24 protein-coding genes are annotated in these 26483 nt (G+C 64.4%); 14 read left to right on the top strand and 10 right to left on the bottom strand.

Annotation, left to right across the window (positions count from 1 at the left end; translation table 11 throughout):
* Positions 1-86 precede the first annotated feature (86 nt).
* The 4 genes from LWC34_RS55925 (at position 87) to LWC34_RS55910 (ending at position 4234) form a co-directional block, all read left to right on the top strand.
* On the top strand, positions 87-1274 hold the full coding sequence (locus tag LWC34_RS55925) for a four-carbon acid sugar kinase family protein (RefSeq protein WP_233734966.1): 1188 nt from the start codon (positions 87-89) through the stop codon (positions 1272-1274).
* The gene (pdxA, locus tag LWC34_RS55920; protein WP_233734964.1) at positions 1271-2290 is read left to right on the top strand and encodes a 4-hydroxythreonine-4-phosphate dehydrogenase PdxA; all 1020 of its coding nucleotides are present in this window, start codon (positions 1271-1273) and stop codon (positions 2288-2290) included. The genes LWC34_RS55925 and pdxA overlap by 4 nt, the downstream gene beginning before the upstream one ends.
* On the top strand, positions 2287-2970 hold the full coding sequence (locus LWC34_RS55915) for a DeoR/GlpR family DNA-binding transcription regulator (RefSeq protein WP_233734962.1): 684 nt from the start codon (positions 2287-2289) through the stop codon (positions 2968-2970). Before pdxA ends, LWC34_RS55915 begins: the two co-directional genes overlap by 4 nt.
* A 94-nt stretch (positions 2971-3064) precedes the next feature.
* Positions 3065-4234 carry a pyridoxal phosphate-dependent aminotransferase gene (locus tag LWC34_RS55910; protein WP_233734960.1) on the top strand — a complete coding sequence of 390 codons (1170 nt, stop codon included), beginning with the start codon at positions 3065-3067 and terminating at the stop codon, positions 4232-4234.
* Positions 4235-4384: 150 nt separating this feature from the next.
* Here LWC34_RS55910 and LWC34_RS55905 read toward each other — a convergent pair whose 3' ends face one another.
* The 4 genes from LWC34_RS55905 to LWC34_RS55890 are packed head-to-tail and all read right to left on the bottom strand — an operon-like array spanning position 4385 to position 7718.
* Positions 4385-4897, bottom strand: coding sequence for a hypothetical protein (locus LWC34_RS55905; protein WP_233734958.1), 513 nt, complete (start codon positions 4895-4897; stop codon positions 4385-4387).
* The gene (locus LWC34_RS55900; protein WP_233734956.1) at positions 4890-5993 is read right to left on the bottom strand and encodes a hypothetical protein; all 1104 of its coding nucleotides are present in this window, start codon (positions 5991-5993) and stop codon (positions 4890-4892) included. Before LWC34_RS55900 ends, LWC34_RS55905 begins: the two co-directional genes overlap by 8 nt.
* A gap of 13 nt (positions 5994-6006) precedes the next feature.
* Positions 6007-6387, bottom strand: a complete 381-nt coding sequence (locus LWC34_RS55895; RefSeq protein ID WP_233734954.1) for a FixH family protein — start codon at positions 6385-6387, stop codon at positions 6007-6009.
* Positions 6384-7718 carry a DUF8832 domain-containing protein gene (locus LWC34_RS55890; protein WP_308200327.1) on the bottom strand — a complete coding sequence of 445 codons (1335 nt, stop codon included), beginning with the start codon at positions 7716-7718 and terminating at the stop codon, positions 6384-6386. The genes LWC34_RS55895 and LWC34_RS55890 overlap by 4 nt, the downstream gene beginning before the upstream one ends.
* A gap of 83 nt (positions 7719-7801) precedes the next feature.
* Between LWC34_RS55890 and LWC34_RS55885 the strand changes: the two genes are divergently transcribed.
* Both LWC34_RS55885 and LWC34_RS55880 read left to right on the top strand, forming a co-directional pair.
* Positions 7802-8971, top strand: coding sequence for a sensor histidine kinase (locus LWC34_RS55885; RefSeq protein ID WP_233734952.1), 1170 nt, complete (start codon positions 7802-7804; stop codon positions 8969-8971).
* A complete protein-coding gene (locus tag LWC34_RS55880) occupies positions 8968-9642 on the top strand; it encodes a response regulator (RefSeq protein WP_233734950.1) in 675 nt (224 codons plus the stop codon). The genes LWC34_RS55885 and LWC34_RS55880 overlap by 4 nt, the downstream gene beginning before the upstream one ends.
* A 28-nt stretch (positions 9643-9670) precedes the next feature.
* Here the strand turns inward: LWC34_RS55880 and LWC34_RS55875 are convergent, their stop codons facing one another.
* Positions 9671-10141: a hypothetical protein gene (locus LWC34_RS55875; RefSeq protein WP_233734948.1), complete on the bottom strand. Its 471-nt coding sequence runs from the start codon at positions 10139-10141 to the stop codon at positions 9671-9673.
* Between the two features lie 157 nt (positions 10142-10298).
* On the opposite strand from LWC34_RS55875, the gene LWC34_RS55870 reads away from it, so the two are divergent.
* On the top strand, positions 10299-14888 hold the full coding sequence (locus LWC34_RS55870; protein WP_233735050.1) for an ATP-dependent helicase: 4590 nt from the start codon (positions 10299-10301) through the stop codon (positions 14886-14888).
* A 105-nt stretch (positions 14889-14993) separates the two neighbouring features.
* On the opposite strand, the gene LWC34_RS55865 is transcribed toward LWC34_RS55870, so the two are convergent.
* Positions 14994-15344 (bottom strand): ABC transporter permease, encoded by a 351-nt coding sequence (locus tag LWC34_RS55865; protein ID WP_233735048.1) that lies wholly within the window; start codon positions 15342-15344, stop codon positions 14994-14996.
* A gap of 108 nt (positions 15345-15452) precedes the next feature.
* Positions 15453-16330 (bottom strand): IS5 family transposase gene (locus LWC34_RS55860; protein WP_233723324.1). Its coding sequence is split into 2 segments (ribosomal slippage): positions 15453-15989 and positions 15992-16330, totalling 876 coding nucleotides; the frame shifts between segments, so codons are not numbered across the junction.
* Between the two features lie 422 nt (positions 16331-16752).
* Between LWC34_RS55860 and LWC34_RS55855 the strand changes: the two genes are divergently transcribed.
* The 3 genes from LWC34_RS55855 to LWC34_RS55845 all read left to right on the top strand — a co-directional run bounded on the left by LWC34_RS55855 (position 16753) and on the right by LWC34_RS55845 (position 20844).
* On the top strand, positions 16753-17097 hold the full coding sequence (locus LWC34_RS55855) for a DUF1801 domain-containing protein (protein WP_233734946.1): 345 nt from the start codon (positions 16753-16755) through the stop codon (positions 17095-17097).
* Positions 17098-17370: 273 nt separating this feature from the next.
* Complete coding sequence (locus LWC34_RS55850) at positions 17371-18024, top strand: hypothetical protein (RefSeq protein ID WP_233734944.1); 654 nt, start codon at positions 17371-17373, stop codon at positions 18022-18024.
* 186 nt (positions 18025-18210) lie between these two features.
* Entirely contained in the window at positions 18211-20844 is a 2634-nt protein-coding gene (locus LWC34_RS55845) for a glycoside hydrolase family 2 protein (protein ID WP_233734943.1), read from the top strand.
* A gap of 106 nt (positions 20845-20950) precedes the next feature.
* On the opposite strand, the gene LWC34_RS55840 is transcribed toward LWC34_RS55845, so the two are convergent.
* Complete coding sequence (locus LWC34_RS55840) at positions 20951-21616, bottom strand: helix-turn-helix transcriptional regulator (protein WP_233734941.1); 666 nt, start codon at positions 21614-21616, stop codon at positions 20951-20953.
* 115 nt (positions 21617-21731) lie between these two features.
* Between LWC34_RS55840 and folE the strand changes: the two genes are divergently transcribed.
* Positions 21732-22331 (top strand): GTP cyclohydrolase I FolE, encoded by a 600-nt coding sequence (folE, locus tag LWC34_RS55835; protein WP_233734939.1) that lies wholly within the window; start codon positions 21732-21734, stop codon positions 22329-22331.
* Positions 22332-22342: 11 nt separating this feature from the next.
* Entirely contained in the window at positions 22343-23533 is a 1191-nt protein-coding gene (locus LWC34_RS55830; protein ID WP_233735046.1) for an NAD(P)/FAD-dependent oxidoreductase, read from the top strand.
* Between the two features lie 13 nt (positions 23534-23546).
* Here LWC34_RS55830 and LWC34_RS55825 read toward each other — a convergent pair whose 3' ends face one another.
* Together LWC34_RS55825 and LWC34_RS55820 are read right to left on the bottom strand one after the other, a co-directional pair.
* Positions 23547-24539: a 1-aminocyclopropane-1-carboxylate deaminase gene (locus LWC34_RS55825; protein ID WP_233734937.1), complete on the bottom strand. Its 993-nt coding sequence runs from the start codon at positions 24537-24539 to the stop codon at positions 23547-23549.
* Positions 24540-24699: 160 nt separating this feature from the next.
* Positions 24700-25350: a GntR family transcriptional regulator gene (locus LWC34_RS55820; RefSeq protein WP_233734936.1), complete on the bottom strand. Its 651-nt coding sequence runs from the start codon at positions 25348-25350 to the stop codon at positions 24700-24702.
* A 75-nt stretch (positions 25351-25425) separates the two neighbouring features.
* Between LWC34_RS55820 and LWC34_RS55815 the strand changes: the two genes are divergently transcribed.
* On the top strand, positions 25426-25929 hold the full coding sequence (locus LWC34_RS55815; RefSeq protein ID WP_233734935.1) for a winged helix-turn-helix domain-containing protein: 504 nt from the start codon (positions 25426-25428) through the stop codon (positions 25927-25929).
* Complete coding sequence (def, locus tag LWC34_RS55810; RefSeq protein WP_233734934.1) at positions 25911-26435, top strand: peptide deformylase; 525 nt, start codon at positions 25911-25913, stop codon at positions 26433-26435. Before LWC34_RS55815 ends, def begins: the two co-directional genes overlap by 19 nt.
* Positions 26436-26483: the final 48 nt, after the last annotated feature.

Here is a 26483-nt window from a genome sequence, read left to right as displayed (position 1 = left end):
TGGCCGGCTCAGATGCTGCCATGCCAGGCCCTGCGGGCGGGTGCGGGTTGACTTTCTGCTCATTCCGAGCAGTATGGATGCTCAGAATGAGCAATCTACGCGTCCTGGTGATCGGCGACGACCTGACCGGCAGCAACGCGACCGGTGCGTTGTTCGCCCGATTCGGTATGCACACCATGACTGTGCGCGGCGGCGCGACATTGCCCGACATCGAGGCGGTCGTCGTCAACCTGGGGAACCGGCACGCATCACCAGACGACGCACGGGCTGCGGTCAAAGCGACGATCGAAGCCGCCGGAGATGTACCTCTTGTGGTGAAACGTGTCGACACCACTCTTCGCGGCAATGTTGGCGCTGAAACAGATGCCGCGATGGCGGCGTTGAACGTGCGCGCTCTGGTTGTGCCCGCGTTCCCTGACGCCGGTCGTGTGACTGTGGGCGGGCTGCACCTCGTCGACGGTGTCCCGCTCGCGCAGACCGCGGCCGGACGAGATGCACTCAATCCGGTCAAATCATCGCGTGTGGCAACGATTCTCCGCGCCGGAACCACACGATCGATCACAGAAATTCCGCTGGATGTCGTAGAGCAGGGTGCCGACGCGGTGGCGCAGGCACTCAGAGCGGACAGCGAGATCGTCGTGTGCGACGCGACCAGGAACGCACACCTTCGAGTGATCGCCGAGGCAGCGGCACAGGTGTCAAAACAGTGGCTGTCGGTTGATTCCGGCCCGTTCGGGGTCCGGCTCGCGGCTGCTTTGGGTATCGCGCCGGGTGATCAGCCGAGGCCACCGGTGTTCGCCGTGGTCGGCAGTATCACCGCGATCACCGCCGACCAGGTCCAGGAAACAGAGCAAACGCTTGGCGCGCAGTACGTGACGGTCACCGGAACGGAATCACCCGAAGAGATAGTCGCCAAGGTCACCGGCCTTATCGAGCAGGACGTCGACGTGGTCGGTGTGCGCACCATGGCAGCGGCACTCGATCGTGTACTCGCGGCGAAACTGCCGAAAGTCCTTGCCGAGGTCACCAGGCAAGTACTGACACAGCACAGGATCGGCGGCCTGTACGCGACCGGCGGCGACATCGCCACGGCGATCACAGCCGAGCTGGACACCGAGGGCTTCGTGATCGACGACGAAGTGGTGCCGCTCGCCGTGGTCGGCAGGCTCGCCGGCGGCCCGTTCAACGGACTGCCGTTCGCCACCAAAGGCGGCCTGATCGGCGACCACACCGCGGCGGTCGCCTGCATCGAACGGTTGAGAGGAAGCACATGACCAAGCCCGTGCTCGCAGTGACGCTCGGCGATCCGGTCGGGATCGGACCGGAGATCACCGCGAAAACCTTGGCAGCGCCGGAAGCCACGGACACCGCGCGGCCTCTGGCCGTCGGTGACGCGCCCGTCCTGCGCAGGGCGATCGACGTACTCGGCTTGGACGCGAAGGTGAACGCGGTCAAGTCCGTCGCTGAGGCGAAGTTCGAGCCAGGCACGATCGACATCCTCGATCTCGGCATCGCTCCTGGTGACTTGCCGTGGGGCGAAGTGAACGCCACAGCAGGCCAAGCCGCGGTCGCCGCGATCGAGCAAGCGACGAAAGCCGCACTGCGTGGCGAGGTCGACGCGGTGGTCACCGCACCGATCAACAAGGAATCGATCTGGGCGGCCGGGTCGAAACACCTCGGGCACACCGAAATGCTCGGCGAACTGACCGGGTCGGACCGGTTCAACACCATGTTCTGGGTCCGCGGTCTCCGGATTTTCTTTGCCACACGGCATTTGTCGCTGCGTGAAGCGGTCGAGCAGATCACCAAACCGAACATCGAGCACGCGATTCGCGAGGCGTACACAGCGTTGCGCGTCTTCGGCAACGATTCACCCAAACTGGCGGTTGCCGCACTGAACCCGCACGGCGGTGAAGGCGGCAAGTTCGGCGACGAGGAAATCGTCGCGATCGCGCCCGCGGTGGAGGCGGCCAAGGCGGACGGGTTGGACGTCTACGGCCCGATCCCGGCGGATTCCGTGTTCCACCAAGGACTTGAGGGCCGCTACGACGGCGTTCTCTCGCTGTACCACGACCAAGGACACATCGCGTCGAAGACAGTGGACTTCCACGGCACCGTTTCGGTGACCGTCGGTTTGCCAATCCTTCGTACGTCCGTGGACCACGGCACAGCATTCGACATCGCTGGTACGGGCCGCGCCGAGCACGGCACCATGGTCGCCGCGTTCCGCGCGGCCGTCGATCTCGCTCCGTACGCACCACGACTGCGCGAGGCATACCCAGGCAGATGAACGCGCGAGAACGACGAGCAAGGCTGCTCAACGAGGTTCGCGGCGGCGCCGGTCACATCCACGATCTGGCCGACCAGTTCCGGGTTTCGCCGTCCACGATCCGCCGTGACCTCACCTTGCTCGAACGCGATGGCCACGTCGTCCGGACGTACGGCGGCGCGGTGGAGCGCAGCGTGCGCGAGAAAAACACCCGAAACAGTGCCGAAAAGGATGAAATCGCCCAAAAAGCTGCCGCGGTGATCCAGGACGGCGAGATCGTCGTTCTGGACGCGGGCACCACAACGGGCAGGCTCGCCGAACATTTGGCCCATCGCAGGCTGACCGTCGTCACGAACGGCCTGACAGCCATCCTCGCGCTGGCCGAAAGCATGACAGTGGAATTGATTGTCCTAGGTGGACGGTTGCGGCAGCCGAACGCGGCGATCGTCGGCCCGACCGTCACCGAACAACTGCGGCACATCGGCGCCGATCGGGTGTTCCTCGGCACAGACGGACTCAGTTCCGAACGCGGCCTGTGTTCACCCAGTTTGGACCAGGCGCACCTGAAGTACGCCATGCTGCATAGCGCACGGCACGCATACGTCCTGGCTGATCACTCCAAAGTGGGCCTCGAGCCGTTTTCCTACTGGACTCCCCTTGACAGACCACACACGATTGTCACGAGTTCACCCGTGATCTGATTGAAATAACTCCTGAACCGGATGCACACGATCGCCCGTATGAACCAGTGCCGACGCTGTATGGGCGGGGCCGCCAACTGACGGGAGTGATCGCTTGCGACATGGACACAGTGTCGATACCAACTTGTTCCAGCGTGCGGCGCACAGCCCGTCCTACTTCGAACTGACAAGGGGAATGGGGGACAACGGCAGGCAGATCGCGGACTTCTGCATCCCGTGCAACCCGTATTTCCCCACCCCGGCGATGTTCGGCGAACTGGCCAAGAACCTTGAAAACGTCCTGAAGTACTACCCGAGTGACGCGAGCACCATCGCAGGCAGACTCGCCAGGATCCTCGGGCTCAACCCGGCGACCATCGCCATGTCGAACGGTTCAACCGAACTGATCACCTGGATGGACCACTTGTGGTTCTCCGAAAGCGTGGCGGTCCCGATTCCCACGTTCGGGCGATGGACCGACCAGCCGCTGGAGACCGGCAAGCGCGTCGACATGTACCCGTTGCAGGAGAGCAACGATTTCAACCTGAGCATCGACGACTACATCAAGTTCATCCGGAAGCGTAAGTCCAGGGTCGCGGTGCTCTGTAACCCGAACAACCCCGACGGCGGTTACCTGCCACGGCGGGAGATCGTGCGGTTCATGGACGAGCTCTCCGATCTGGACCTTGTCGTGATCGACGAGTCATTCATCGACTTCGTCGAGGTCGAACGGCATCCATCGGTCGCGTCCGACGCCACGATTCGCCCGAACGTGGTGGTACTGAAGAGCCTTGGCAAGAACTTCGGCCTGCACGGCATCCGGTTCGGCTACCTCGTGGCCAACCCAGCGCTTGCCGGCAAGATGGCCAAGACATTGCCCAAGTGGAATTTGAACTCTTTGGCCGAGACGGTCGTGTTCATGTTGGAAGAGCACGCAGGCGACTACGCGGAAAGCCTGCAGCTGTTGGCCCGCGACCGCTACCGGATGGGGATGGAACTGGCCAGGCAACCCGATCTGACCGTCTACTCGTCACAGGCGAACTTCCTGCTCGTCAAGCTGGCGGTGAACATCGACGGCATGGCGTTGCGGGACTACCTGTTGCAGCGGCATCAGGTCTTCATCAGGGAATGCGGCAACAAACTAGGGATGAACAGTCAGTTCGTCCGCCTGGTGGTCCGTCCCGAACAGGACGTGGAGCGCCTGGTCGAGGGACTGCGTGGGTTCACCCAAGCCCGATGGGAGCACGAACATGCGACCCCAGCCCTTGTGCACAGCGTTTCCTGAACGGCGGTTTCGTGACGGCTGGACGGAATTAGTCGACTATATCGAGGTTTTCCGGCGGACCCGACGCTGCCGGTGATGATCTCGGGTGCCGCTGGTTCGGCGGCCGGCGGCACCCGAGTTCTGTTTCCCGAACGGACTTCGAGACACGACCTACACCTGGCGGCGGGTCCGTCGCCAGGCGATCACGATCAGCGCGATCAGGCCGAACAACGGGATCGTGCTGATCGCCCAACTCAACCCCATCGGCGGTCCGGGCTGCTCCATCACTGTGAGATTGCGCAGTTCACCCGTTCCGGTACCAGCAGGCCCGTCAATGGTGAAGCGCATCGTCCAGTTGCCCGGTTCCGGCAGGCTGAACACGTCCAGCCCCCACACTTCACGCTTACGGGGGTGCCGAGCGAGTGGATCTCCCATCCGCTGCTCACCGAGTGCCAAGACCACGCGACCGCCCTTGTCGGCGATGCCGCCCTCCGGCGCGAACGTGAAGTCCAGTGACTGCAATGCTTTCAGCGGCCACGTGCTGAAGCCGACGGTCAGGTTGTACGGCCCGGCCTGGACTTTCTCCGTGTGCACAACGTTGACCGGATCGTAGGCCGATGCCGGTGCGGCGAACCCGACCAGCAACAGGACGGTTCCCAGCAGTCCCAACAATGTCTTACGCATGACTGGTTTCCTTTGCTGGCGCGAGGTGTCGCAGCATCTGACCGAAGCGCTTGCCGAGCATCCCGGCGAACGCGCCGAAGATCGTGCCGACCACGACCGTGACGATGTAGGGACCGGTACCTGGCAAACGAGCGTCGTACACCAGAACGTCCTGCAGCGGCCCGCAGGCAGTGATGATCAACCCTGCCACGGCTCCGCTCACCACCGCGGGCAGTTTGCGCAGCAACTCCACTGCTACCGCCACGATGAGCAGGCTCATCGGAATCATCGACGGCAACGCGGGAATGCCGTCGGCGTAGTCACGCACCGGCAAGCCGATCGCGTCCGCGTAAACCCTCGCTGCCCAAGGCGAAAACCACCAGAACACACCCTGGAGAACAGCGACCACCAACGCAACAGCGAGAGCACCACCCCGGCGAGCGAGCGCTCCCGCGCCCATCATCAGAATCAGCACCGACATGAACGTGACACCGATGTCGACCGGGTTGACCGTCCCGTTCGGCAACGCTTCCAGGCCGATCACGGTCACCATGCTGAACGACAACAGTACGGCCGCACTGCCGACTGTTCCGTAAACGCCCCACCGGTGTTCACGAGCCGCGGCGAAAACCATGACCGCGCCCACCATCGTGATCGAGATGGACAGCAGCAGACCGATGTGCGGCGGAGACGCGATCACCGCGTCAAAGCCGTAGAGACTGTGCCACCACTGATCCCACAGGCCGTACAACAGGAACGAGGCCGCACCGACGCCGGAGATCAGGTAGCCGACGGGAGCGGAGAAGGTCCGGCCGAACACGCCGACCGCACGACCACCCACGATCGGGTTGATGTCCCGGCCACGGCGCTGCGCGGCTGTGGTCATCAGAACCACGACCAGACTGGCGATTCCGGCGACGGCGCTGCCGGAATACAGGAACAGGTGCGGCATGGTGAAGAACGTGTCCGGCCCGACATCCGTATGCCATTGGATGTCCCAGGTCAGCCCGACGAGTGAAAGCATCGTCCCGCCGAGTACGAAACTCGCCGGGACCAGTCCGCTCGGCGCGCTCGCGACCGCGGTGTCACTCTTGGCCATCGATGCCGTCATGTCCATTGATCCACCCCTTTCAGTTGAGCAGCAGCGGGATCACGACCCGCTCGGTCCCCAGCGAAACCGTTATCTCCCATTGGCCTGCCATTGGCAGGTCCACGTTGTCCACCCGGAAGTGGCCCGGTTTTCCAGGCGCGGCGGTGACCGGGCTGAGCGCGTGCCCCATCTGTGGCATCGCCGGCTCGATGGTCACGTCGCCGGTCGCCGGACTGCCTGCGCGATCCGTGATCTCGATGTCGAGCGAGTTGCCACCCGGTTTCTGCGGTTGGGCCACGATTTTGAAGCTGTATCGCGCGGAATCCGCGAGGAGCTGATGCGTGTCGCCCGATCTGGGCCAGAACAGCAACGCCGCCGTCGCGGCAATCACCACCCCGAGCACTGTCAAGACAATCTTCACCCCTGAGCCCCCTTGGGCACTTCGACGACTGTCGGCACGGTGACGATGGAGTAGTCACGTTCGACTTGTACCCACACCAGATATCGGCCCGGCAGCGGGAAGGAGTACGTGAACGACACATCCGGGCCGAACGCGGCCACGCTCTCGTCCGGTTGGCCAGGCAGGCCTGGCGTCGGCGGGAGCATCGCGTGCACATGTGCCCAGATTGGTGCTGCCGCGTGGTTCTGCCCGTCAACGATCGGTCCGACCACGATCATGTGGCCTAGCATTCCCAGCCATGGCTGCAGATCCCTCGTGCCGAACTTCGCCGTGACCGTGCTTGGCGAGCCCGCCGCGCGTACCTGCGTCGAAAGGTCCGCTTTTCCTTCTTTCGGATGAGGTTTCGTGTCACCGTTCACCGCTACGGATGAACGCAGGAGCTGCACTCCGCCACCACGCCTGGCGATCTCGGCCGCGATCGCGTGCACTCCCTGCTCGGTTTTGAGCCGTGCCCGAAAATCACCCGGTCCGACCCGGATCGGGTGAAGATGCTGCAACGCACCGCTCGGCGCTATCACCACAAGGTGTATGAACGCGTTGTCGTGCACCAGAAGGTCGTCGACCGGACGACCGGACGACCCGTCGGTCAGGCTCAGCTTGAGGTCGTTGCCCACCATGCTCGGCACCAAGTTCACCGGCGGCCGCGAGAAGTCCACTATGGACGTTCGCTGGTGCGGGTCGTTGACGTTGTCGAATGTCGGATCCAGGTCCGTGCCCGGAGCTGGTGGCCGCGGGATGACCGGCGCCAGCACAGCAGCCGTCACGGCGACCGCGATAGCCGCGATCATTCCCGCCGCGGGCACTATCGCCATCCCGACGCGGCCTCGGGCTGCCAGGACTAAGGCAATGACAAGCAGAAGTCCAGCCGCGACGAACCCGCCGTACGTCGCGTTCTCCCACGGCGAGGAGACGATCGCCGGGACGATGAACGGGATCGTGGCCTCGTCGACCTTCAGCTCCCACGGCCCAGCACGGTCCACTTGGACTGTTCCCGCGTAAAAGCCTGGAGTCGCGCCAAGTTCCACCTTCGTGCTGCTGGTGGGTGATCCAGCCGCGCTGACGCTGACCGTGACCACGCCCGGCGGCGATCCCGCGTGTGTGACCAGATCGATGTGCACAGGGCCGGGCACCTCGGCGACCCTGCGGATGATCACTGTCAGCTCACGATCGCCCAGCGTCTGGGCAACGTGGATATCGGCACCGGTCTGGGCGCCGTCGGCAAGCGCCGGAGCGGTGATCCCCAGGAGCATCCCCAGCGCGAACAGCACTATCGGCAAGGTTCGCATCGTCATGAATAAAACCAGGACGACGAGGCCGAATCGTCCCTTCGGCGGTGGAAACCGGGTCCCCTGCACGGGGGAGAAGAGACCCCGAGATGCGGGAGGACGCAGGTCAGCGAATGGGGCAGGATCTGAAGGCGATGCTCACCACCAGGTTGTCATTGAAACGCCAGTCGTGGCTGGTCGCCGCCGTGTGCATGGTCGCAGACGGCACGAGCGTGCTGCTGCGCGGTTGCGACACGTGGCAAAACTGGCTCACGCTCGCGATGACGCTTGCAGTCGACGCCGCGCTGGCAGGTCCGGCGCGCCTGTCCGGCGTTGTCGCATTCGCGCATGCGGCAGTCCCGATCACCATGCTCCTGCACGGCCAATGGTCTCCCGCCAACGACGCGGGGATCTTGATCGCCGGATATCGCGCGGGTGCCTGGTTGCACGGAATACCCGCGATCGCCTCTCTCTTCGCCCTTTCGGGGAGTCTCCTGGTATGTAACGCCTTCGTGGACCGAGGGCTTGAGTGGGGCATCGTCGCGATGGTCAAAGCCGCGATCCTGCCGTACCTGGTCGGGCGATATACCACTGCGCGACGGGCATACCTCGCGGAAATGGAACGACGAACCGAAATCGAGCGGCGGGACGCGCAGGAAGCGGTAGCCAAGGCCATCACCGCGGAACGCAGCTCGATCGCCCGCGACCTGCACGACGTGATCGTGCACCACGTCAGCGCGATCAACCTGCACGCCGGCGCCGCCCGGCTGGGATTGCCCGCTGGAAACGTGAAACTGGAAGGTTCGTTGCGGTCCGTGGAGACCGCGAGCCGCGCGGCCATGGTCGATCTGCGCCACTTGCTGGACCTTTTGCACGGCGACAACTCGGAAGGCGCGCGTCAACCGGGACTCGACAATCTCGACGAGTTGTTCGAAGGCGTGCAGGCAGCCGGTATGCCCGCACGGCTCGCGGTCTCGGGCACACAGCGTGATGTACCGGAATCACTTGGGATAACGGTGTACCGGATCGTGCAAGAGATGTTGACCAATGCCTTGCGCCACGGTGATTCTGACGGCGTGCTGATCTCGTTGGAGTACGAACCCGATGCGCTGATCGTGACGTCGGCCAACAAGGTCGGCCAGGACAGTCAATCCGGTGGAAGCATCCGGCGCGGCCTGGTGGGAATCCGCAACCGGGCCGGTATGTTCACCGGCCGGACCCAGGCCGGACTCGATCCGGACGGCGAGACCTGGCGGACGAGTGTGAGGTTTCCGCTATGACGCTGCGAGTGCTGCTAGCCGACGATCACGCCATGCTGCGGTCCGGAATGCGCGCGATCTTCGAGACGCAACCGGACCTCGACTGCGTCGCCGAAGTGGCCGACGGCCGTGCCGCGGTCACCGAAGTCGCCCGGCTGCGCCCGGACGTGGCGGTGCTGGACATCCGAATGCCCAAATTGGACGGTCTCGGGGCGACCGAGGCGATACTGGCCGACAAGAACAACCGGACCAGGGTCATCCTGCTGACGACGTACGACAGCGACGAATACGTCTACCGTGCGTTGAACGCGGGCGCCAGCGGCTTCCTGCTGAAATCATTACCACCCGAAGAGTTGATTTCCGCGATCCGGGTGGCTGCGCGCGGTGACGCGCTCATCGATCCGTCGGTGACCCAACGCCTCATCGCGCGATTCGCCGTCAGCATCGCCCCACCCGTGACGCCACCCGAAATCGCCCAACTCACCGCCCGCGAACGAGAAGTCCTCCAGCTCGTCGCGGCCGCGTACAGCAACGCGGAGATCGCCGCGAAGCTGCACGTCGGCGACGAGACCGTGAAGACCCATGTCTCACGGGTGTTGTCGAAACTAGGTTTGCGTGACCGGGTGCATGCCGTGGCCTATGCGCACATCAACGGGTTAGTGACCGGACAGCATCCGCTTCCACCGGGGTGAGCGTGGCCTTCTCCACCCGGTCTCGCGATTACTGGTACCAGGGCTTGTCCGGGTTCGGGTCGACCGACGCGCGCTCAGTGATCTTGCCCCACGAGAACCCGTACTTCGCGAACACGTCGGGCGCGATGATGTGCCGGAACCCGAAGTGCGAGTCCCAGATGTACACCCGAGGATCACCCGGTTCTTTGACGAGTTCCGCGTCCAGCAACGGGATGGGATCCGCGAAGCACGACTCGACCTCGTCGACGATCACGTAACTCCAGCTGTCCCACAGCCGGAAATACGTCTTCTCGTCCTGGATGGAACGCAGCTGGAACTCCGGGTCCACCACATAGATCGCGGGACTGGACGCGGTCTTGATCCGCTGCCCTGGCTGCGGGCACGCCGCTGGCGCCGCTTCGGCCGTCGCCGCGTTGGCGGCTACCGGCATCGACAGCGCGAGAACCATTCCGGCGACAGCAGCGGCTACGGCGTGACCAGCACGCCTTGCCTTACTCATGAAAAAGAAACCCCCTTGAACACAAGAAACGATCCAAACCGTACAGACGTCCGGCTAACCCGACAACGCTGCCGTTCGCCGCAGCCGATACCCCCGACTGCACTATCTCCGCAGGTCAAAAGGCACGCTCCGAAAATTGTCAGACCCCCGATGCATGATGGTCAGCGTGGACGAACTCGACCTCTTCTCACCGGCGACCCGCGACTGGTTCGCGGGGGCCTTCGCCGCCCCGACCCAGGCACAGGCCGGGGCGTGGCGCGCGGCTGCCGCCGGCGAGCACGCCCTGGTCGTGGCGCCCACCGGATCCGGTAAGACGCTCGCGGCCTTCCTGTGGGGCCTCGACCGGCTGGCCGTTCAGCCGCCTCCCAGCGAGCCGAAACACCGCTGCCGGGTCCTGTACATCTCCCCGCTCAAGGCGCTCGCGGTGGACGTCGAGCGCAACCTGCGGGCCCCGCTGGCCGGCATTCGGCAGGCCGCGCACCGACTGGGCCTGACGCCTCCGTCAATCACTGTCGGCATGCGAACCGGGGATACGCCTGCCGACGAACGCAGGACGTTCGCCAGGACGCCACCGGACATCCTGGTGACCACGCCCGAGTCCCTTTTCCTCCTGCTCACGTCGGCTGCGCGGGAGTCGCTGAAGGGCATCGAGACCGTCATCGTCGACGAGGTGCACGCGGTGACCGGCACCAAACGCGGCGCGCACATGGCGTTGTCTCTTGAACGGCTGGACGCGTTGTTGCCCAAACCGGCGCAGCGGATCGGACTGTCCGCGACCGTCCGGCCTATTGAGGAGGTCAGTGCGTTCCTCGCTGGCGGCCGGCCGGTCACGGTCGTCCAGCCGAAGACCGCGAAGACTGTGGAGATCTCCGTCCAGGTGCCGGTCGAGGACATGGCCAGCCTCGACACCCCACAGGCGCCCGACCCCACCGGTGAACTGCCGGTACAGGGCGGGATTGGCACGCTCGAGGAGATCACCGGCGAGATCGGCGCCACCCGGCGGCCGTCGATCTGGCCCGCGGTCGAGGAACGCATCCTCAGCCTGGTGCGCCAGCACCGATCAACGATCGTGTTCGCCAATTCCCGGCGGCTCGCCGAACGACTCACCGCCAGACTGAATGAGCTCGCGGAGCAAGAGCCTTGGGAGTTGGACCGCTTCCCAGCCGAAGCGATCGGTCAGTCCGGCATCGCCGGTGGCGTCCCACCGGTGATCGCCAGGGCGCACCATGGCTCGATGGCGCGCGAACAGCGCACCGTCGTTGAGGAGGAGCTGAAGTCCGGTCGGCTCCCCTGCGTCGTCGCGACGTCCTCACTGGAACTCGGGATCGACATGGGCGCTGTCGATCTCGTGATCCAGGTCGAGGCGCCGCCGACGGTCGCGTCCGGCCTGCAACGCGTCGGCCGGGCAGGGCATCACGTGGGCGCGGTGTCCCGTGGCGTGATGTTCCCCAAGTTCCGCGGCGACCTGGTGTCGTGCGCTGTGGTCGCGGAACGTATGCGCGATGGGGCTATCGAGGCGCTTCGGTATCCCCGCAACCCGCTGGACGTACTTGCGCAGCACATCGTGGCGATGGTCGCACTCGAAGCATGGACCATCGACGAGCTGTCCACAGTGGTCCGGCGGGCCGCGAATTTCGCGTCGTTGCCGCAGTCCGCCATGGAGTCCGTGCTCGACATGCTGTCCGGGCGGTATCCGAGTGAGGAGTTCGGCGAACTGCGGCCGCGCGTGACGTGGGACAGGATCACCGGCGAGCTGCGTGGCCGTCCCGGCGCGCAACGGCTGGCTGTCACCTCCGGCGGCACCATTCCCGACCGCGGCCTGTTCACCGTGATGACCCCGCCCAGCGATGGGCGTGCGGGGTCACGGGTCGGCGAGCTGGACGAGGAGATGGTCTACGAGTCCAGAGTCGGTGACACCTTCCTGCTCGGCACGTCCTCGTGGCGTGTCGAGGACATCACCCACGACCGGGTGATCGTGCTGCCCGCACCGGGGCAGCCTGCCCGGATGCCGTTCTGGAAGGGCGACGCGCCAGGGCGCCCGCTGGAACTCGGCAGGGCGATGGGCAAGTTCCTGCGTGAACTGTCCACATTGGAAGATGAGAAGGCCAGGGCACGAGCCGCGGCGGCGGGTCTGGACGAATGGGCGACGGACAACCTGCTGATGTACCTGGCCGAACAGAAACAGGCCACCCGACACATCCCGGATGACCGGACAGTGCTTGTCGAGCGGTTCCGGGACGAACTCGGTGACTGGCGACTGGTCGTGCACTCGCCGTTCGGCGCACAGGTCAACGCGCCTTGGGCGTTGGCCATCGCCGCGCGACTGCGTGAGCAGCGAGGCATCGAGGCGCAGGTGGCCCACTCCGACGACGGGATCGTGATGCGGCTACCGGACGCCGTGGACGACTCCGGTGCCGAAGTGACCGCGAGCGCCGAGGATGTCCTGCTCGATCCGGAGGAGATCGAGCAGATCGTGGTGGCCGAGGTCGGCGGTTCGGCGTTGTTCGCGGCCCGGTTCCGTGAATGCGCCGCCCGTTCACTGCTCCTGCCCCGAAGGGATCCAAGACGGCGCAGTCCACTGTGGCAGCAACGCCAGCGTGCGGCGCAACTGCTGTCCGTGGCTTCGAAGTACGAACGGTTCCCTGTGGTGCTGGAGGCCATGCGGGAGTGCCTGCAGGACGTGTACGACCTCAACGGCTTGCGTGAGCTGATGACGGACGTGCGCGCCCGGCGGGTGCGTGTGGTCGATGTGGAGACGCCGACGGCGTCGCCCTTCGCCCGCAGCCTGCTGTTCGGTTATGTGGGGATGTTCCTGTACGAACTGGACGCGCCGTTGGCCGAACGGCGTGCCGCGGCTTTGTCGCTCGACTCCTCCCTGCTGGCCGAACTGCTTGGCTCCGAAGCGATCCGGGAACTACTGGACGCCGACGTTGTTGCCGAGGTCGAACGGTCACTGCAACGGCTGGACCCGGATCGCCACGCAAGGCACGCGGAGGATGCGGCTGACCTCCTCCGCTTCCTCGGTGACCTGACCGAGGACGAGGCGGCCGCTCGCGGCATCAAGCCGGAGTGGCTGACCGAACTGGTCGCCCAGCGCCGGGCGATCAGAGTGCGGATCGCTGGAGCGGACCGCTTCGTCGGCATCGAGGATGCCGGCCGGATGCGGGACGCGCTCGGGGTGGCACTTCCGGTGGGCGTGCCGGAAGCGTTCACCGAGCCGGCCGCCGATCCGCTCGGTGATCTGCTGGCCCGCTATGCCCGCACGCATGGCCCGTTCCCCGCCGCTGAGGCCGCGGCGAGGTTCGGGCTGGGCACAGCGGTGGTGACAGGTGTGCTTGACCGGCTGGCCGGTACCGGCAGGCTCGTCCGTGGCGAGCTGCGCCCAGGCGGCACACACACCGAATACTGCGACGCTGAGGTGTTGCGTCGGTTGCGCCGAGCTTCGTTGGCGCGGCTCAGGGCTGAGGTGGAGCCGGTCGAGCAGGCCGCGCTCGGGCGATTTCTGCCAAGTTGGCACGGCGTGGGGAAGCGTTTGCGCACGGCGCCAACAGCGGACGATGTGTTGTCCGTGGTGGAACAGCTCGCTGGGACTCCCCTCCCAGCGAGTGCGCTCGAGTCGTTGATCCTGCCGGCACGGTTGCCAGGCTTCTCCCCTGCTCTGCTCGATGAGCTCACCGCGGCAGGCGAGGTCACCTGGTGTGGCAGTGGTTCGCTGGCCGGGGGCGATGGCTGGATCGCCCTCGCGCCAACGGACGTCGCCGACTTGTTGCTGCCGGACGTTGAGGACAACGTCCCCGACTCCCCAGTGCACCAGGCCATCCTGTCCGCTTTGGACGGTGGTGCGCTGTTCTTCCGGCAGTTGGTCGATCGGACCGGCTCCACCGACGATCAAGAGGTGGTCACCGCCCTCTGGGATTTGGTGTGGGCCGGTCTGGTCACCAACGACACGCTCAACCCATTGCGTGCCTTGGTGTCCGGCCGCGGCGCGACCCACAAACCACGCCGCTCGACACCACGCGGCAGATACGCCCGCATCAGAGCCCAACGCCCAACGATGCCCAGCAGAACCGGCCCACCCACCGTCGGCGGCCGCTGGTCGCTCGCGATCGAACGCGAGTCCGACCCAACCCGCCGAGCCCACGCCCGCGCCGAAGCTTTCCTTGAACGCCACGGAGTCCTGACGCGCGGCGCCCTCGACACAGAACGCGTCACTGGCGGCTTCAGCGGCGTCTACAAAGTCCTGCGGGCCATGGAGGATTCCGGCCAAGTCATCCGCGGCTATGTCGTAGAAGGCCTAGGCGCAGCCCAATTCGCCGCCCGCGGCGCCGTAGACCGTCTCCGCGCCCTGTCCCGAGCAGCAGGCAGAGACCCAGAACCCGTCGGAGCAGTAGTACTCGCCGCAGCCGACCCCGCCCAACCATACGGCGCGGCCCTCCCCTGGCCCGAAACAATCGGCGAAGGAAAACACCGCCCCGCCCGCAAAGCAGGCGCACTAGCAGTCCTCGTCGACGGCGAACCCGCGTTGTACGTCGAACGCGGAGGAAAATCCCTACTGTCCTTCACAGAAGACGACAAAACCCTGCGTTCAGCAGCCGAAGCCCTCTCTCGCGCAGTCCGCGAAGGCTGGCTCGGCCAACTAGCCGTCCAACGCGCCGACGGCGACGCCGCCCTCACCTCCCACCTAGCCACAATCCTGCGCGACGCAGGTTTCCGCGCCACCCCCAAAGGCCTCCGCCTCCGCGCCTAACCCCGCACCAAACCCCACCCCGCGACCATTCCCCTTCCAAAGAAGCACTTGCCAGCACACAGCCACCCAAGGCACCCCAAGAACATCACCCCAAGCACGAAACGTTCAGCTTGCGCTCCGCGATCCTGCCCACCTAGGACAGGACGAGCGCGACCGGCAGACAGAGCAAGCCCGCCATGGCGACCAGCTGAAATGGACGAACGTGCCTGCGACGATTTCGCGGCCAACTGTGAAACTGCTCAGCATGATCCTTGCCAGGGGCGGAACATCCTTGAACAGTACGATGGAATAGTTTGTCAGCGCGGGAATCGAACGCGACAGAGCCTGCGGCAGGATCACACTTGTACACACGCGACTGCGCAGTAGATGCAGCGCGGCTGCCGCGCCCCACTGTCCAAGTGGGACACATTCGATCCCGGCACGGTACATCTCAGAGACATACGTGGCGTAGTGCACACCAAGCCCGATGATGCCCGCGGCAACCAGTGACGAAGCCAAGTCCCAAACGACTCTGCATGCACGAGAAGGCTCACCCAAAGAAGGCACTAGGGTCTGTTTCGAAAGTCATGGGAGCCACTCGTTGATCGCTGCGATGGTGACCGTGGTTTCGTAGCGAACGGCGAGCTTGTCGTATCTGGTGGCGACGGCTCGGTTTCGTTTGAGACGGTTGATCCCGCACTCGACAGCGTGCCGTTGCTTGTAGATCTCCTTGTCGAATGCGGGTGGTCGTCCTCCGTGTGAGCCCTTGTTCTTGCGGTTGCGGACCTGGTCGGCCTTGTCCGGGATGGTGCAGCGGATACCGCGCCTGCGCAGGTAGGCGCGGTTGGCGCGGGACCCGTAGGCTTTGTCGCCGAGCACCCGATTCGGGCGGCAGCGCGGCCGACCGCGATCCCGCCGGGGTACCCGGATACGGTCGAGCACCACCTGAAACTGGGGCGAGTCACCTCGCTGGCCAGCGGTGATCACGATTGATAAGGGCTTTTGTCCCTGCTCGACCGCCAGGTGAGTCTTGGTCGTCAACCCGCCTCGGGAGCGCCCCAGCCCGTGATCGGCCGGTTCGACCTCGACCCCGCCCGGAGACTCCTTCTGGAGATCCCCTTTTGACGCGCACCAGCCGCGTGCTGGTGCGCACGAGCCACCGTGGAGTCCACGCTGACATCCCAGGTGATCAGGCCCGCAGCGTCCGCGTCCGCCTGCAACGCGACCAGAATCCTCTTCCACGTGCCATCCCGTTGCCACCGCCGGAACAAGCCATACACCGTCTCCCACGGGCCGTAACGCTCCGGCAGATCCCGCCACGGCACACCGGTTCGAACCCGAAACCGGATCCCGTCAATAAGCTTCCGCTTCGCATGCTTCGGCGGCCTGCCAGGCTTCTTGCCCCTGGGCAGCAAGGGTTCCAGCTTCGCCCACTGCTCGTTGGTCAGATCACCACGCCCCACGAATCAAGATCATCTCAAACCTTGATCAACTTGTGAAACAGGCCCTAACCGGTCGGCATGCGACCGAGGCGCTCACAAGAACACCATGTGAACCACGAACCGCAAATCCGCGTTCGGCGACGCCGTCATCAAGCAGACGCCCCAGCGCGTAGTAGCGCTCGGCCTCGGCGACACAACCATCGCGAACGCAGTCCCCGCGAACATCGTCGGCGCGGTGTAGTTCGGGACGGTGAAGGTCCTCTGTAACCCGTCATGAGCGCGCCTTGGCATGGTGTGGGAACGATGCCTCTACAGGTTCGAACGCGCTTCGTGACTTCTGCTGGCTCAAACGGTGCTGCTCTGTCACTTCTTGTATCCAGGTTCGGTCGCCTGTCCAAATCTCGCTCGCGATGCGAATGCCCCGTGAGCGGTAGTTTGCAGGCATGGACGATGCCGTCACGCCGGAGGTCAGGGCGCTGCTTGTCCGGGGTGGTCCGCTCGCAGTCGAGGTGCACGAGCTCCTGCTGGAGTTGTTCCCGGATGCCGTGCTTACTGCCGACGACGAGAACATCGGATACGGCACGACCACCGGCTACAAGGGCCTCAAGTTCACTGTCGCGCCGTTCTCCGGTTATGTGCGGCTCGGGATCGCTGGCGGCGCCAGCCTGCCCGATCCCTCGAACCTCATGCAGGGAACAGGCAAAGTGCATCGGCACGTCAAGGTCCGTTCTGCTGAGGAACTGGCCGATCCCGCTCTACGCACTCTCCTCACGACCGCGCTCGAATGATCCAAGCGACGGTTCCAGCAGGCCGCCAGGTCTCGCAGGACTGACCAAGAGCACCGCGCGCCTGAAGCGGCTTGGGGTGAAGATCGGCCTGTCGATGGCGTGGTGATGCCTGACCGGAAGTACGAGTCGTTGTCATCACCATCTTGGAGGGTTGTCGGTATTGCCGAATACCTGTGCGGTCGCGTCGGGAACAATGGCCGCTATAAACCCTTTTGGGTGACCAGAGGCTTGTTGCAACTTGCAAGTTGCCAATCCCGGATAGGGTCATTGGTCGTGAAGTGGCGAGCTGCTGTCAATCGGACGATTGTTGTCGTCGATGTGGAGGGATTTGGCGATTACACCAGGATACGGCCGAGTCAGCTCATTGTCCGCGAGACGATGTACCGGGCTGTCCGCAAAGGTTTGCGCGCTGCCGGTGTCCACTGGTTCCGATGTCATCATGTCGACCGGGGCGATGGTGTCTTCATCCTCGCGCCCACGCTGACCGACAAGGTGCGACTGGTGGAGGCCCTTCCGGCCGCGTTGGCCAAGGCTCTGCGCAGACACAACTCCTGGCATCCTCCTGAGGAACGAATCCGGCTTCGGCTGGCCATCCACGCAGGCGAGATCGCGCGGGACGAACACGGTGTCACCGGTAATTCGATCAATCTGACTTTCCGGTTGTCAGACGCCCCTGAGCTTAAAAAAGCTTTTCGGGAGTCGCCCGGTGTCCTCGCTGTCATCACATCCGAGTGGTTCTACGACGAAGTCGTCCGGCACAGTTCCGTCGCTCGCTCCTATCGGCGCGTGCCTGTCAACGTCAAGGAGACTTCCACGTCGGGATGGATGCACCTTTTGCATTCGTCCGACGAGAACAAGCGCGTTGCCCGGCGAATTCGGTTCAGGCAACGCGTGCTCACCTGGTCGCAGCTCACCCGCCGGTCATAACCCACGCAGTGGCAGGTCGGCGGTGCTCGCGGGCAGCCCGATGCGTTGTCTGATCGCGTGAGCTAACGCTGCGTTACGCAACCTCGCACGCCCACTGCATGCAGTAGCGGCGTAGGTACAGACCATTGACTTCGTAAAGAAAGTTCCCTATTAATAGGCGGTCCCTGGCGCCGAGGAGGCCCCCGCATGTCCTCGTTACGGGTGCGTGTCGCCCTTGTCCTGGCTGTCCTACTGACTCTCTCGCTGGCACAGCCCAGCACCGCGGCCCCGGCTGTTCAGGTCACCACGTTGGCCGATGCCGAGTCCAGCAAGAGCACCATCGCCGGCTGGCAGATCCAGTCGTCGGCAGAGGTATCCGCGACCGGCGAGGAGATCTCCCAGTCGCGCTACGACGGTTCCCGGTGGTACCCCGTCGGCCCACGATCAACCGTCATGGCAGGCCTGGTACAAAACGGGCGTTACCCCAACTTGTTCCACGGCACGAACATGCGCGACAACGTCAATCGCGCCGACTTCCAGGTGCCCTGGTGGTACCGCACCGAATTCCACGTGCGGGACCGCTCGCCCAACACCGTGCTGAAAATCCCAGGCGTGACCTCAGCTGGCGAGGTGTTCCTCAACGGCACCAAGCTGGGTGACGTCGTCGGCACGTACAACGCCCGCGACTTCGACATCAGCTCGCTGGTCAAGCCCGGCCGCAACGCCATCGCGATCAAGGTCGCGCCTGCCGACCCGCAGAAGCACTTCGCTATCAGCTGGATCGACTGGGCGCAGCCAGCTCCCGACAACAACATGGGTCTGTTCCGTGACGTCGAGATCGCTCGCGGTGGAGCTGTTTCGCTGGTCGGGTCGTATGTGCACACCAAGCTCGCGCTGCCCGGTTTCGAGACCGCCGAGTTGAAGGCGTTCGCCGAGGTGCGCAACAACACCAACACTCCCCAAAAGGTTGTACTGCAGGGAGAAGTCGCGTCACGGCGGCTGAACCAGGTTGTGCAGCTGAACGCGGGCGAGACGCGGACCGTGGCGTTCACGCCTGAGACGCTGCGCAACCCGCGTGTGTGGTGGCCGTACCAGTACGGCGAGCAGCCGCTCTACCGGTTGGATTTGACCGCTCGGGTAAACGGGCGGACATCCGACCGCACCGGCACGACTTTCGGCATCCGCGACGTCGTGTCGAACCTCAATGCCAAGGGCGACCGGCAGTTCATCATCAACGGCAAGCAAATCCAGATCCGTGGTGGTGGCTGGGCATCCGACCTGCTGCTGCGCACGCAGCCAGAGCGTCTTGCCGCACAGCTGCGCTACACGCGGGACATGGGCCTCAACGCCATCCGCCTTGAAGGCAAGCTGGAGACACCGGAGTTCTATGACTTGGCCGACCGCTTGGGCATCATGCTGCTGCCCGGCTGGGAGTGCTGTGACAAGTGGGAGCCGTGGACCGGTTGGGGCGGCGAGCCATGGAAGCCGGAGGATTACCCGATCGCGCAGGGTTCGCTCAACGCCCAGGCGCGCTTCCTGCGCAACTACGCAAGTGTGATCGGCTTCTTCATCGGCAGTGACATCTCACCGCCGGAGGACGTGCAGCGGATGTACCTCGGCGAGTTCGAAAAGGTCGGCTGGTCGAACCCGGTACTGCCAGCGGCTTCACTCAATGGTGGCCCGCAGCCGCCACTCGGACCGTCCGGCAGCAAGATGGAAGGCCCTTACGACTGGGTTCCGCCGGTCTACTGGTACGGCGACAAGGTTGGCGCGGCCTTCGGATTCGCAGGTGAACTCAGTGCCGGGCACTCCATCCCCGCGCTGGACACCGTGAAGGGCATGCTGAACCCGACCGAGCAGGAACAGCTCTGGCGTGAGCCCGCGACGCCGCAGTTCCACACAGGTCGTGGGAACGAACCGTTCAACAACCTGCGTCTGTTCAGCACCGCGTTGGCTGAGCGGTATGGCACGCCCACGAATCTCGCCGACTACGTCGACAAGGCTCAGCTGGCGAACTACGAGCAGGTGCGCGCTCAGTTCGAGGCAAACGCACGGCGGATGACCGCCGAACGACCTGCCACTGGGTTCATCTACTGGATGCTCAACAACGCGTGGCCGTCGCTGAACTGGCACCTGTACAGCTACGACCTCAATCCTGCAGGCGCGTACTTCGGCGCGAAGAAGGCCAACGAAACGGTCCACATCCAGTACTCCTACGACGACCGCTCGGTGGTCATCGTCGGCCAGTCACCGACAAAGGCCGACAAGCTGACCGCCGTGGCCGAGGTCTATACGATCGACGGAAAACTGGTGCACAGCCAGACCAAGAGTGGGATCTCGGTCTCGCTGCCGGGTGTCGCCGAGGTGTTCACCCTGCCGGAGCTGCAGAACCTGTCGTCGACGTACTTCGTCCGGTTGAAGTTGACCGACAAGCACGGCAAGGACGTCAGCAAGAACACGTACTGGTTGTCCTCGAAGCCAGATGTGCCGGACTGGGACAACAGCCAGTGGTACTACACGCCGGTCAGTCAGTACGCCGACCTGAAGGGGCTGGCCACGCTGCCCAAGGCCTCGGTCGACGTGCGCGCCCGCAGTCACGGCGACAAGACCACGGTGACCATCCGCAACACGTCCACCACGATCATTCCGGCGGTGCAGCTGACGCTGCGCAAGGCTGACGGTTCGCAGCCGCTGCCCGTGACTTGGTCGGACAACTATGTGGCGCTGTGGCCGGGTGAGTCGGTCACGGTTCAGGCTTCGCATGAACCAACTCGACGGCCGACCGTCGATGTTGGTGGCATCAATGTGACGACGCAGAAGCTGGCTGCTGCCGAGGAGTGACGGTCAAGTAGTACACCTTCGTGTGGGGTGCGCCGGGTGACTGGCGCACCCCACACTTTTGGGTAGAGGTTCTTGCTAGCTCACACAAATTCGCCACTGGCGCCATTCACTCACCACGAAGGCGTACACAGCACTCCCCTGGCGCCGGTTCGAGGACCGCACGGACGGTTGGCGCTTGCAATCCGTCCAGAATCCCGTTCAGGAACGCCTGATTGATCGCGCAGACGAGGTCTGGGGCCTTCGCGGCAAGTGGGTGGAATGGGCAGTTACGCAGCCGCAAGCACGTCGGACTTTCCCTGGCCGGTTCGAAGCCATAGCGCGCCAGCACACTTTCGGCCACAGTCAGCGCGCGCTCAGCACCAAGACGGCCAAGTTTGGCCTTGTCACGCTCGGTTGTGCCAAGGTTTTCACCGCGCTGGCCCGCGGCTTTGACGGCTTCCTCCCGCACGTCCTTCGCCACAACGGCATCCAGCAGGATTTCGGCCAGCACGTCATGCTGTCGTTGTGGAATGGCTACGTGGATGTCCACACCAGCCGGCTCGTAGACCTTCGGGGCCCGCCCGACCTTCCCCGCGGGCAGATAGTCCGCCCGCAGCAAGCCGGCGTCCACAAGTTTGTCCAGGTGGAAGGCGGCGAGTTTGCGCGAGATCCCCACCGATGCGGCGGCCTCGTCCCTGGTGACCGGGCGTCGCTCGGCGCGGATGAACGAGTACATCCGCCAGCGCAGATCGTCGTCCAGCGCCGCGACAGCCTTGATCTCCGGCGAGCTCACAGCACTATCATATCGGTAACCAACATGGTCGAAACCTGTTTTTCACCTGGTTCTTGACCTTCTCTCCTCATAAGACCAGGATTTATTGGTGTAACTAGGGTCAAGAGGAGTGCTTATGCGTGCCGGTACCGCCCTGCGGGTCGTCCATGAGCCGGACACCGGGGTCGATCTCGCCGCCGCCGAGGACGCCGCCGCGGCTTTCCTACGAGCTCTCGGCGTTTCGACGGACACCGAGAGCCTTCGTGGCACGCCCGGCCGGATGGCGCGTGCCTATGCCGAACTGTTCAGTCCGCGGCCATTCGATCTGACCACTTTCCCCAACGACGAGGGTTACGACGAGCTCGTGCTGGCCAGGGCCATCCCGGTCCGGTCGGTGTGCGAACACCATTTGTTGCCATTCGTCGGCACCGCCCACGTCGGTTATCTGCCCGGCGAGCGCATTCTCGGGCTGTCCAAGCTCGCCAGGATCGTCGAGTACTTCGCCTGCCGCCCACAGGTGCAGGAACGGCTCACCAAGCAGGTCGCCGACTGGCTCAACGACCACCTCAACCCGCGTGGCGTCGGCGTGGTCATCCAGGCCGAGCACACCTGCATGACGCTGCGGGGCGTGTTAGCGAGCGGTTCGACCACAGTAACGTCAACGTTGTTGGGCAGCCTGCGTGAGGACGCTCGCTCACGCCAGGAGTTCTTCGCGCTCAGCGGCGTCCAAATCTGAAACTTGGAGGAATTCGCGTGACCACCTTCGTCATCGTCGGCGGCGGCCTTGCCGGCGCCAAAGCCGCAGAAGCGCTGCGTGACCAAGGATTCGACGGCGACATCGTCCTCGTCACCGAGGAGGAGGAACGGCCGTACGAGCGGCCGCCGCTGTCGAAGGACTACTTGCAGGGCAAAGCCGAACGCGACAGCGCCTTCGTGCACGACGCGAACTGGTACACGGAAAACAACGTGGACCTGCGGCTCGGCGTCTCCGCGACAGCTATTGACCGGTCCGCGCACCAGGTTCGACTGTCCGACGGGTCGACTGTCGACTACGCGAAACTGTTGCTGGCCACAGGATCCAGCCCACGCGTGTTCCCTGGCGCCGAAGACGCGTTGTATCTGCGCAAAATCGGCGACTCGGAACGCATCAAGTCCGTGATCGCCAATTCATCACGCCTGATCGTGATCGGCGCGGGCTGGATCGGCCTCGAGGTCACCGCCGCCGCGCGAACCGCAGGCGTCGAGGTGACCGTTCTTGAAGCAGCGCCTCAGCCTTTGGTCACCGCGATCGGCCCTGAGGTCGCTGAGGTTTATGCGGACCTGCATCGCGCGAACGATGTCGACCTACGCCTCGGTGTCGAGGTGGACCAGGTTGGCGCCAAGAGCGTCGGCCTTGTGGATGGCACGGTCGTGGACGCCGACGCAGTGCTGGTCGCGATCGGTGCGACGCCCAACGTGTCACTGGCCAAGGACGCCGGGCTGGACGTGGACAACGGTGTGCTCGTGGACGCCTCGCTGCGTACGTCCGACCCGGACATCTTCGCCGCCGGTGACATCGCCAACGCGGAGAACCCGTTCCTGGGCAAGCGAGTCCGCGTGGAGCACTGGGCGAACGCGCTCAACCAGCCCGCCGTCGCCGCGACCGGGATGATCGGCGGATCGGCTACTTACGACGAGCTGCCGTACTTCTACACCGACCAGTACGACCTCGGCATGGAGTACATCGGTGACATCGCGGGCTACGACCGCGTGGTGTTCCGTGGCGACAAGCCCGGCCGTGAGTTCATCGCCTTCTGGCTCAAGGACAACCGCGTCCTCGCCGGGATGAACGTGAACATCTGGGACGTGGTCGACCCGATCAAGGCTCTGATCCGCTCTCGCAAGCAGATCGACCCGGACCGGCTGGCCAACCCCGATGTCCCGATCGAGGAACTGTGACGGCTTAGCAGTTTCAGAACTCCAGAGTGCTGTACGCGTTCAGCGCGAGCTGCCCGCCGAGGTGCGCGTACAGCACTGTGGAGTCTTTGCTGATTTCACCCGATGCGACCAGGTCGATCATTCCGGCCATGGACTTTCCCTCGTACACCGGATCCGTGATCATCGCCTCAGTGCGCGCGGCCAGTTTCATGGCTTCGATCGTCTGACCGTCGGGAATGCCATATCTGCCAGCGTGATACCGCTCATCCAGTTCGATCTCACTGTCCGATATGGACGTTCCAATCAGTTCGGCGGTGTGTTTGGCGATCCGGGTTATGGCGTCACGCGTTTCCGTCGGCTTGGCTGAGGCGTCGACGCCGATCACTCTGCGCTGCCCAGCGAACCCGGCAACCATTCCTGCTTGCGTGCTACCAGTGACCGAACACACCACGATCGTGTCAAAGAAGACACCGAGCTCGGTTTCCTGGCGTCGCACCTCTTCCGCCCATCCGGCGAAACCTAGTCCACCAAGCGGGTGATCCGACGCGCCTGCCGGGATCGAGTACGGTTTGCCGCCGTCGGCACGGACGTCGTCAATCGCCTTCTGCCACGATTCCCTGATCCTGATACTGAATCCGGACGGGTCCAGCCGGACATCCGCGCCCATCAACCGGCTCAGCTGGACATTGCCGGTCGTGGCGTAACCTTGATCTTCCCAGTCCACCCACTTCTCTTGCACCAGAACGCATTTCAGGCCAGCGCGGACGGCGGCCGCGGCGACTTGCCTGGTGTGATTGGACTGCACGCCACCGATGGACACGAGCGTGTCACAACCGGTCGCGATCGCGTCGGCGACCAGATATTCCAGCTTTCGGGTTTTGTTGCCACCAAAGGCAAGCGGTGAGTTGCAGTCCTCCCGCTTTGCCCAGAGCTGAGCTCCACCCAGATGGGCGGTTAGTGCTTCGAGCGGGTGAATCGGGGATGGCCCGAACAGCAACGGGTAGCGGGCGAAGTTCTCGAGGGTCATGGTTCTCCAAGAAGGGCTGCTGCGTGGTTTTCGGGCGGAGATTTGTCGTCAACTGATCGACTGCTTGATCCTCTGACCGGAGCGTCCTGCCCATAGATCGACTGCTTAGGTATCGGTGTCGAGAGTTTCTCGTCGAGAGGTCAGCCGTTTGGCATCAGCATCAGGGCTTCTTTTCCATCAGCACGGCCAATGTCGCCCAGTTGCGTTCGGCAAGGTCTGCCGCTTCTTCCGCGTCACCCGCCTGACATGCCGCGATGATCCGCTCGTGCATCGGGGCCGAATCACGGCCCAATGGTGAGCCCAGATACAGGTAGATCGCGCGATGCAGCAACGGTGTGTACCGGCGGATCGTGGCCGCGACCGCGTGGTTCTCACTGGCCTGTACCAGGACGTCGTGGAACGCGTCGTCACATGCGATCGCGTCCTCCAGCGCGCTGGCTTCGACCGCCAGTGCGAACCTCATGTTGGCGGCGCGCATGGCGTCGAAGTGCTGTGGGGTGAGTTTGGGGACGGCGAGCCGCGTGGCCAGGCCGTGCATCGACTGCACGACCGCGTGCGCATCTCGGACTGCGGCCGAGTCCAGGCGCGTTACGCGGGTGTAGCTGTGCGGCTTGGTTTCGATCAGGCCTTCGTCGGTCAGGCGGGCGAGCGCTTCGCGGACTGGTGTGCGGGACAAGCCCATCCGGGCCGCGAGTTCGGTGTCTTTCACCGGCGTGCCTGGGGCTAGTTCGCCCGCGACGATCGCGCGCCGGATGGCCGTGAGCGCTTGTTCACTGAAGAGTGCCCGGTCCAGGCGACCGATATATTGCATTTCTTCACCCTAACAGCCCAGGTCAGAACGTCAATCCCGTAGTTTTTTGACTTTGCAAAGAGTAAGCTTTGCAAAGTGCCTCCTCCGGATCATCCAGTCCGTGCCGCGTTGCTCGCGTTGCTTCGCGAACGCGACACCGTGACCTCGACGCAGGCCGCGCAGGCGTTGGGTTTCAGCTCCGGTTTGTGCTCGTTTCACCTGCGCCAGCTCGCGCGCTACGGCTATGTCGAGGAAGCCGACGCGAGTGATGGCCGTGCTCGGCCTTGGCGGCTGGCCGGTCAACCAGCAGCGGGCCCGGACCTCGGTCTGCTGGCCAGAGAGCTCGAAGACGAGGGCTACCGGCGTTGGCTGCACAACAAAGGCAGCGCTCCGACCGAATGGTCGATCGACGACACCTTCAGCTCGGTGATATTTCTCGAACCCGCTGAACTGGCCGAAGTCGGTGCGCAGATCCGGGCGGTGCTCGCCAGGTATGCCACCCGCGACCCCAGTCCGGCTGCCCGACCCGTTGCCGCAGTAGCTCGGTTGTTCCCCTTGCTCCCCGTCGAACAGGAGACGACATGGCCGTCCGAGAGCTGAGATACCTTGGCGACCCGGTCCTCACCACACCTGCTGACCCGGTCACCCACTTCGACCGCAAACTCCAGGCACTCGTCGACGACCTGATGGACACGGTGCTGCTGCCGGGCCGCGCCGGTCTCGCCGCGCCACAGATCGGCGTCGGGCTGCGGGTGTTCAGCTACAACGTCGGCGGCTTGCATGGGTACGTGATCAACCCGCGCGTTGTCGAACTTTCCGAGGAGACCCAGGAAGGGCCGGAAGGGTGTTTGTCGGTGCCTGAACTGTGGTTCCCCACGCGGCGTGCGGCGCAGGCGACCGTGAAAGGCGTCGACGCCAAGAACAAGCCGATCTCGGTGACCGGGACTAAGGAACTGGCACGGTGCTTACAGCACGAGACCGACCATTTGGAGGGCAAGCTCTACCTCGACCGGCTGGAACCTGAGGTGCGCAAGGAAGCTATGCGCAAGGCGCGCGAGTCGCAGTGGTTCTGGCAGGGCGAGAACGGCCAGGAAAGCGGGCGTTGACGGGCGACCAGCTGCACCGAGCAGCCACAGCCACGCCGGACAGCCCGG

This window comes from Kibdelosporangium philippinense (genome assembly GCF_021390435.2).
Taxonomy (GTDB): domain Bacteria; phylum Actinomycetota; class Actinomycetes; order Mycobacteriales; family Pseudonocardiaceae; genus Kibdelosporangium; species Kibdelosporangium philippinense.
Note: the sequence above shows the minus strand (reverse complement) of the source record. Positions and strands in the feature narration are given on the sequence as shown.